The 7,556-nt window shown below is 44.6% G+C and carries 5 protein-coding genes and 2 pseudogenes; 2 read left to right on the forward strand and 5 right to left on the reverse strand.

The annotated features are described in order from the left end of the window. Positions 1 to 265: 265 nt before the first annotated feature. The 3 genes and pseudogenes from RMO52_RS24625 to RMO52_RS04290 form a co-directional block, all read right to left on the reverse strand. Positions 266 to 1,486 (reverse strand): annotated as a pseudogene (locus RMO52_RS24625) (AAA-like domain-containing protein); the annotation flags it as partial. Positions 1,487 to 1,792: 306 nt separating this feature from the next. After that, a pseudogene (locus RMO52_RS24630) lies at positions 1,793 to 2,395 on the reverse strand (DUF3365 domain-containing protein); the annotation flags it as partial. Between the two features lie 16 nt (positions 2,396 to 2,411). Next, positions 2,412 to 3,740, reverse strand: coding sequence for an AAA-like domain-containing protein (locus RMO52_RS04290; RefSeq protein ID WP_310411195.1), 1,329 nt, complete (start codon positions 3,738 to 3,740; stop codon positions 2,412 to 2,414). A gap of 217 nt (positions 3,741 to 3,957) precedes the next feature. Here RMO52_RS04290 and RMO52_RS04295 point away from each other — a divergent pair, with 217 nt between their 5' ends. Together RMO52_RS04295 and RMO52_RS04300 are read left to right on the forward strand one after the other, a co-directional pair. After that, positions 3,958 to 4,098 carry a DUF3455 domain-containing protein gene (locus tag RMO52_RS04295; RefSeq protein ID WP_309743193.1) on the forward strand — a complete coding sequence of 47 codons (141 nt, stop codon included), beginning with the start codon at positions 3,958 to 3,960 and terminating at the stop codon, positions 4,096 to 4,098. Between the two features lie 30 nt (positions 4,099 to 4,128). Then, positions 4,129 to 5,079 carry an AraC family transcriptional regulator gene (locus RMO52_RS04300; RefSeq protein ID WP_310411198.1) on the forward strand — a complete coding sequence of 317 codons (951 nt, stop codon included), beginning with the start codon at positions 4,129 to 4,131 and terminating at the stop codon, positions 5,077 to 5,079. 44 nt (positions 5,080 to 5,123) lie between these two features. Here the strand turns inward: RMO52_RS04300 and RMO52_RS04305 are convergent, their stop codons facing one another. Both RMO52_RS04305 and RMO52_RS04310 read right to left on the reverse strand, forming a co-directional pair. Continuing rightward, the gene (locus RMO52_RS04305) at positions 5,124 to 5,987 is read right to left on the reverse strand and encodes an SDR family NAD(P)-dependent oxidoreductase (RefSeq protein WP_310411200.1); all 864 of its coding nucleotides are present in this window, start codon (positions 5,985 to 5,987) and stop codon (positions 5,124 to 5,126) included. A 96-nt stretch (positions 5,988 to 6,083) separates the two neighbouring features. Beyond that, positions 6,084 to 7,007 (reverse strand): NmrA/HSCARG family protein, encoded by a 924-nt coding sequence (locus RMO52_RS04310; RefSeq protein WP_310411203.1) that lies wholly within the window; start codon positions 7,005 to 7,007, stop codon positions 6,084 to 6,086. Between the last annotated feature and the right edge of the window lie 549 nt (positions 7,008 to 7,556).

Raw genomic sequence — 7,556 nt, forward strand, 5'->3', positions numbered from 1 at the left:
CCACGATCGAACTAATTGCCGAGCCATTCTCGATCGAGAATGGACTACTCACTCAGACGATGAAAATTCGTCGCCTAGTTGTGATGGAACGCTATCAAGAGACGATCGACGCGATGTTCGATGGCAGAGACTCGCCTTTGACGAATCGCTAATCTCGATCGATTATCACGATAGTGACCAATCTAGGACAGAAGCTCATTAATATCGTTCGTGTCGCGTCAGCTCTGCCAAATCCGACTCTTATGGCTTTAGAGAGATTGGGAACCTAGATATATCGATCGAGCCAACGTCGATCGAAGATTGTGGCGTAAATTCGATTTTGAATCTGTAATAATCCTTGCTGTTCGACAATCAGCCCTGATAGGATTAACTCTCGCTCGATGAGACTATTGGTAGCGACTACTTGGTGTCCTAAAATTTGATGGTAAAGCTCCAATAAGTGACTCGATCGATCGCTTTTGAGGAGTCGATCGCGGATAGTTTTGAGATGTTCTGGCTCATCCTGAATTTCCCAGTTATCGACAATCTGGGTTTGAACTAGTTGCTGAACCCATTGAGCTTCCCCGTGGGCAGGAACGATCGAAGTAGCGTTGCGAATCAGGTTGCACAATCTTTGAGTCAGGAATGGCTGTCCGCTCGTCCAAGCCAAGATTTCTTTGAGTAAAGTTTGGGGATTGCCGACTTTCTGTGCCAATCCTTGGAGTAGGGGCTGGGCTTCGTGTTCTTTAAAGCCCTCTAGATGAATCGATCGACCGATATTAAACGGGGTAATCTGGGTATTAGTAATCAAATCTGATGGCGCAGCTACCCCAAATAGCACAAAAGTCAAGCGTTGATAGCTTGAATCGATCGTGCGCTGATTGTAACAAGAACGAATCAGGGCAAAAAAGTCATTGACTGAGAAATTTAAGCCCAAAATGCTATCGATTTCATCGATAAAAATGACAATTTGAGTCGATGGCGTACCGACTTCAACTAAGACGATCGATTCGATAAATTCACCTAACCGCTGCACTGGCGACAGATCGATGCGCTCTTGCCACCAGACTTTGAATTTAACCTTGGATTGTAGATCGAATCGTTGCCATAGCTCGAACGCAAATCCTTTATACCATTGTTCCGGCGTGATGTATTCGCTGCCAATCCGTGTCATATCGATCGGCGCACAGCAAACACCCTCGTGCTGAAGATGCTTAATCATCCGCACCATCAGGCTCGATTTACCCATCTGGCGGGGATTGAGGACATAGCAAAATTCGCCCTGTCGTAAGGCTTTATAGAGGTAGCGATCGGCCGATCTGACAACATAAGTAGGTGCATCCATCGGCAGACTACCGCCAATTTGATAATCAAAAGTATCGGTGTGCTCGAAATTGCGGAGTAACTCGTTTTCAAAGACTAGTTCTGCTTGGGTAGCTTTGAGAATTCCCAGGGTTTGCGAGAGTTCTTGAGTGCGCTCGGCGACAGCATCACTGAGATTTTGCTCGCGGATAACTACCTCGTTAGCCATGTGTTGAAAGGCTCTGGCTAACTGTCCTGCTTCATCGATCCGGCGGGCAACTTTGAGCAAAGATGGCGTACTGAACGTCTCTGCCTGAGCCACCGTCATGGCTTCCGTACCAAAAAACTTTTGAGCGATCTCCGTCAGTTGTTTGAGCGGATTAATTACGGTGCGTTGCAATAAGACATTAATCGACGAGGTAGCAACTGCAAAAATTGCCACAAAAATTCCCATGATTAAAGCAAACCACGATCGCGATTGAGACATTAATTCGCCAGCGGGGACGTAGACTGTTTGAGCTGAAACGATTTCATTCAGTTTCCAACCATAGCCGTTGGCAGTGCCGTAGCTAGCCACTAAGCTCTTTGGTGCGGCTGCGACAGTGCCGTGACATAGCAAGCAGCTTTTGTTTTTTACTGCGAGGGGACGAGCGATGTAAAACAATTTTTTGCCGTCGATCTCGCGATAGCCAGAGAGCTTGCTAAGACTAGTTTGAGTGCGAAATTGATTCACGAGCCGACGCTCGAATTCGTCGGCTAAGTCGAGCGGATTTGTTGGATTTAGAGTTGCTTCTTTGTAAAGAAAATCTCGATATTCAGGGTGTTTGCGAAAGATATCAAACACCGCATTGGCAGCAAAGGGTGGAATACTTTCACGAATGAATGTTGGCGAAGTATATAATTGACGTTCGAGGATTGGTTCGACACTTTGGCTGTTATAGTCTCTAAATGCGTTCATCGATTGGATGAACATTTCCGCCCGCATCACGATATTTTTAGTTGTTTCGTTTTGGGCAATATTAGTCAACAAAATACCACCAGAAATCGTCCCGATCGCAAAAATAATCGCTAGCAATATTGTAAACCTGTCGCCTAACTTGCGATTTTCGAGCATTTAATTTCCTCTCAAATTAGGCTGTAAAAGCCCGTTGATATAACTGACAACCAGGAACAACGGTATCGCCCGATCGTTCGATCAGTCCGAGACTATTTAATTTATAAGCCAAAATTGATTCGAGTGCGATCGGTTCGGCAGCACTCAGCACAGCATCGAGGGCGACGGCTAATTCGGGATGCGCTGCCAAGACTACCCGATGAGTCTGTAAGTGATAACTATAAATTCCGGTAGCCGTGGGGGCAGTTTCCAGTAGTTGTGTCAGGGTGAGATCGCCACGACTCAAGTGATAGAGGGCGATATTGACCAACATCGGATGTCCGCCGACTAGATCCATCAATTGCTCGATTTGTGAACCATCTTCCCAGTCGAGTCCATAACGCCTAGCTAATTCCTGCACTGCCACTCGATCGAATGTATTGAGCTGAATTGGCAATCCCACATTAAATGGTGATTGATTGAGTTGCAGGGGAACGTAAATTTCGGTGGAATGTACCACAATTAGTCGAAGTTTTTGCCAGAGTGGATAGATCTTGGCTTCTTCAAACCACGAGCGTAACAGCGGTAAGAAATCCTTGGCAACTTGAGGATGCTCGAAAATTTGATTGACTTCATCTAGGGCAAAAATTAAGGGAGTAGAAATTTCGGGCAGTAGGTAGTTACGGAAATAAGCAGTGCAGCTAATTTTACTGCCGAGATCTTCATCCCAATACTCATCTAGCCTCGGTTCTAAATGCAGTTGAATTGCCGCATTCGCACAGATCCAGCGCAAGAATCGTTCCAAATCGCTCAAAATTGCTTCATCAGTTTGCTCGATATTCAGGTGGACAGTTTGATAACCCAGGCGGTTGGCAGCAGCGAGAGTCCTCAACAGCAGGGATGTTTTACCCATTTCTCTCGGTGCTTTAATCCGCACCAATGCGCCTGGTTTGCGAATTTCGCGATCGATCTGGGCTTCAAAAGGCACGCGCTCTAAATAAAACGGCGATCCAATCGGGACGGCACCATTAGGGTATCTCGGCAATGGATCTGGATCGAGATCGACATAACTAATGGCATCTGCTGAGTTATCATCTCGATTCTCTGTTGGAACGGCTCCGCCAACGATATGTGCGGTGGCAACCGCATCCAGCGTATAAACCTCTTTCCAATCCAGTCCCAACCGTTGACAGAGTTCTTCAAACGTGATGTAGTCAACAGGTTTGCCATTTAAAAAATTACTCACCGTAGCTAGGGAAAATCCAGCATCTTCAGCCAAGGCTCGTTGGCTAGAGAAGCCATTTCGTCCGAGTGCTAATTTGACTTGATTAAGGCAATCCGATCGGATTTTCAGAGATCTGGACATGAAATTTTTCGCGCTGGTTACTTTAAATCTAGCATGGCAGTTTAGTAGATCGGTTGTCCAGTCACTCAATCTAGCTAAATCAGGTGTATTCAGGCATTCTTAGGCAATAACTTAGTTATCGATGGAATTCAATAGATATATGGACAGCGAAACAAAATGAGTAGTTATTAGCTTCCGATCTAAACGTAGCTACTCATGTAATTACTCTCAATATTTTGTGACTATAAAATGGGTGCAGCGTCTGAATACAACTGGTGGCAACTCGCCAAAAGATTGCAATCGCGGTCGTCTAAATACAGAAATTCCCGTGCCCTACACTGCGGATTATTACTTCTATTCAGATCCCAAACGTCCATAAATATCAGCATAAGCATGACAACGACCACTTATGACAAATAGTAATATTGAATCTGGATCTACAGATAAATCTCAGCGGTTATTGAGCCAGCAAGTAACTGGCAAAGGCTTCTCCCTCGAATATCATCAATGCCCATTAAACTATACCGTCAAAAAAATTCCCGCTTTATCAACTCATTGGTTGTATTTTCCCTTGGGTAAACCCATTCATGTTGCCCAAGATACCGACGATCTCCCGCCTGAATCGTTCGTCTCAAAGGGCGATTTAGCTTTTGTGCCAGCAGGACAACTAACATACTGGCAGCCGCAGGTAGACGATCGCCCATTGTCATTTCTATGTATCTATTTACAGCCCGAATTACTCGTGGCAACTGCGGCAGGATCGGGGATAAATCCTGCGTTACCGCATCAGCTCGATTTGGTACGCTGCCTGACTCAATCCGAGCCATATCTGCAACAGATCGCCATGATGCTCTTGGCAGAGCTAAAGTCTGGCGGCATCATGGGTGAATTGTATCTTGAATCATTAACTCAATTATTGACTATTCATTTGCTGCAACACTATGGCAATTCGCAGCAAATCTTGGCGGAGCCTATGCTTGAAACGAGACATGCAAACGGAACGATAATCGCCGATCGCCACAGCCGAAATCAGACTCGATTACAGCAGGCGATCGATTATATTCATGACAATCTCAATGGCGATCTATCAATGACTCAAATTGCCAGTAGTATTAATATCAGCCCTACTTACTTTGCCAGTTTGTTCAAACAAGCCACAGGAATTTCACTGCATCAATATGTAATTACCCAGCGAGTAGAACGGGCAAAACTGCTGCTGACAAAAAATGCAGATTTGTCGATCGAGAGTATTGCAGAGCAAGTGGGGTTTTCTAGTCAGAGCCATCTGATTTATCACTGTAAGCGGCTGACTGGGATGACCCCAAAACAGTTTATTAATTCTAAAATCGTCAGATTCTGACAAGTTTTCATCAGCAACGCCGAAACCTAGAGAGGCAAATATTTTTAAACTTTGGTAAGCTGCTGGCACTTAGCTACTAATTGTTCGGCCACATCCATATCGGTAGAAAGTTCTGAAGGTTTATCGATCTTGCAATTAGACCAGTATTTGCCAGTAATTTGTCCACCCTCATCTGATAAAGCTAAATGTAAAGATGTTTTAGCACCTTCGATCGCTGGCTGAGTAAAAAGATTAAAAATCGGCGCGATAATTTTGCCAGTCAAGCTGATATTATCGTTGCCGATATTGGTTTTAATCGATCCTGGATGCAGACAGTTGACGGTTACTTTTGTATTCTCAAAATCTTTGGCGAGTTTAAAAGTAAGTAAATTGCGGTATAAGCAACTATCCGCACACAGACTAATTGTATTCAGTAAACTCTTTGGTGATTTGTTTCGGTCTTGAATATATGCCAGATTAAACTTACCTGCTTTATGTGAAAGACCTGAAAAGTTAATTATTCGCCCTTGGCTAGACCTCAGTACAAGTGGTTTGAAAATCATATTGAATATATATTGAGATAATAGGTTTACCTCGAAATGACTTTCAAGTCCATCATTAGTAAAGTGGCATTGATAATCAAAAGTACCCGCATTATTAATCAGAATGTCGATCGCTTCGTATTTGCTAGCAATAGTATTAGCGCAAGCTTTCATGGATTCGATCGATTCTAGATCGCACTGATGAAGATCGATTTGACAGCTTGGGTTAATTATTAGAAGTTCTTGTTTGAGATCTTGACCTTTAGTAAGGTTGCGAACGGGTAAAATCAAAATCGATACGTGTTTGACTAATTCTTGAGCCGTAGCTCGACCGATACCTGAAGTAGATCCTGTCAGAAATGCGACTTTTGAAGATTGTGAAGTCATGATTTTGCAATAGTATTGCCTAAAATGTGGGTAGGGGTAATTCATGAATTACCCCTACCCACATTTTAGACACAAGTGTTCGATCGCCTGTTACTTTTATCGTAGTGCAACCTCGCCACCTTTAGCTTGAATTGCCGCTAGCAGCGCGGGCTTGCCAGCACCCGCCAGCCACTCGTCCATCATGAGTAGTCCGGGGAATTCTGTTCGCAGTGACGCGATATCTGCATTACCAGCTAGACGACCTAGATCGACAAGTCTAGCTAAACCGCCGAGGAAAGCATTCTCTTTGAGCAAGCTATTAGGAAAGCGATGATAGGTAATGGGAAGTTCTGCTGTCTGGCTAAATTTTTCGGCAAGTTCGGTTCCCGTCACGCTATCGCCAGCAATTTCGATCGTCTGCGCTCCAAACTTCGCGGGATCGGCAAAAATTCCAGCGACAATCTTGCCAATGTCCTCAACTGCGATAAATTGCATCGATCGATCTGGTTGCATGAAGAACGAGAACTCGCCTTTATCTAAACCCATCCCAGGTAGTGTCAAGATTTCCATGAACGCGCTCGGACGGATGATGGTGCTGACGATCTCTAGATTGCGAATATGCGCCTCGATCTCACTTTTGGTATCAAAATGCCCGATTCCGGTTTTGGTCGCCCCCGCAGCGTTTGCGGAACTGTAGACGAGATGACGAACACCGCTTGCTACGGCAATATCGGCGATTGCTTTCCCATAGCGGATCTCATCTTCGTCGGTCACACCATAGGCTGCCCCTTGACCAGAGCTGGGTTGAACGCTGAAAACACCGTAGACACCTACCATCGCCGCCTCGATCGATGGGATGTCTGCTAGGTCGCCGCGAACTGGCTCGATCCCTTGGTCTACGAGTGCCTTCGCCCGATCGCTAGTCGGATCGCGAACCAATGCTCTAATCCGCCAACCATGCGAGCGTAAAGCCTTTGCCACAGATCCGCCCTGCTGGCCTGTTGCACCGAAAACGAGGATGGTTTCCTGCCGGAATTTCATATATCTATTGCTTAATTATCTAGCTTGACAATCGATAAGTATCTCTCTAACGTAACTGATATATTGTCATCTAACAGATTGAATGGTTCTTGTGGCGATCGCTCTACAGTTTCAATAGTATTCGATCGGGTTGTAGATAAGATGCGATTGATTAACTACTACAAACCCAAATTAATCTAAAAAGCAAAAAAATCAACCGATCGATATATTCGACTTAATATTTCAGTCAATTAATATCTGTCGATCGATAGATATTTAGAAAAACAAACCCGATTTCCAATTCGGTAGTACAGTGGATAATAAGTATCTAATCGTTGTAAATCATGCGTCCAGATTTAATATGCTAGCTTCGCTACACGCAATAGGTGCTCGAACTCGTTTGTCCAACTCCAGCAGCCAGGAAATCTAACTATGCAAGCAAATCTGCCACGGGAGCATCCCACTTTTTATTCGATCGGGACAAGTAAACCTTTTGTACTAGTGGAAGGATTAAGGAATTTACCTCTAGATCGAGCAGATCGAGCATAATGCTGAGATAATTAAAGCGAG

The sequence above is a fragment of the Chamaesiphon sp. OTE_8_metabat_110 genome, from assembly GCF_031382685.1.
Taxonomy (GTDB): domain Bacteria; phylum Cyanobacteriota; class Cyanobacteriia; order Cyanobacteriales; family Chamaesiphonaceae; genus Chamaesiphon.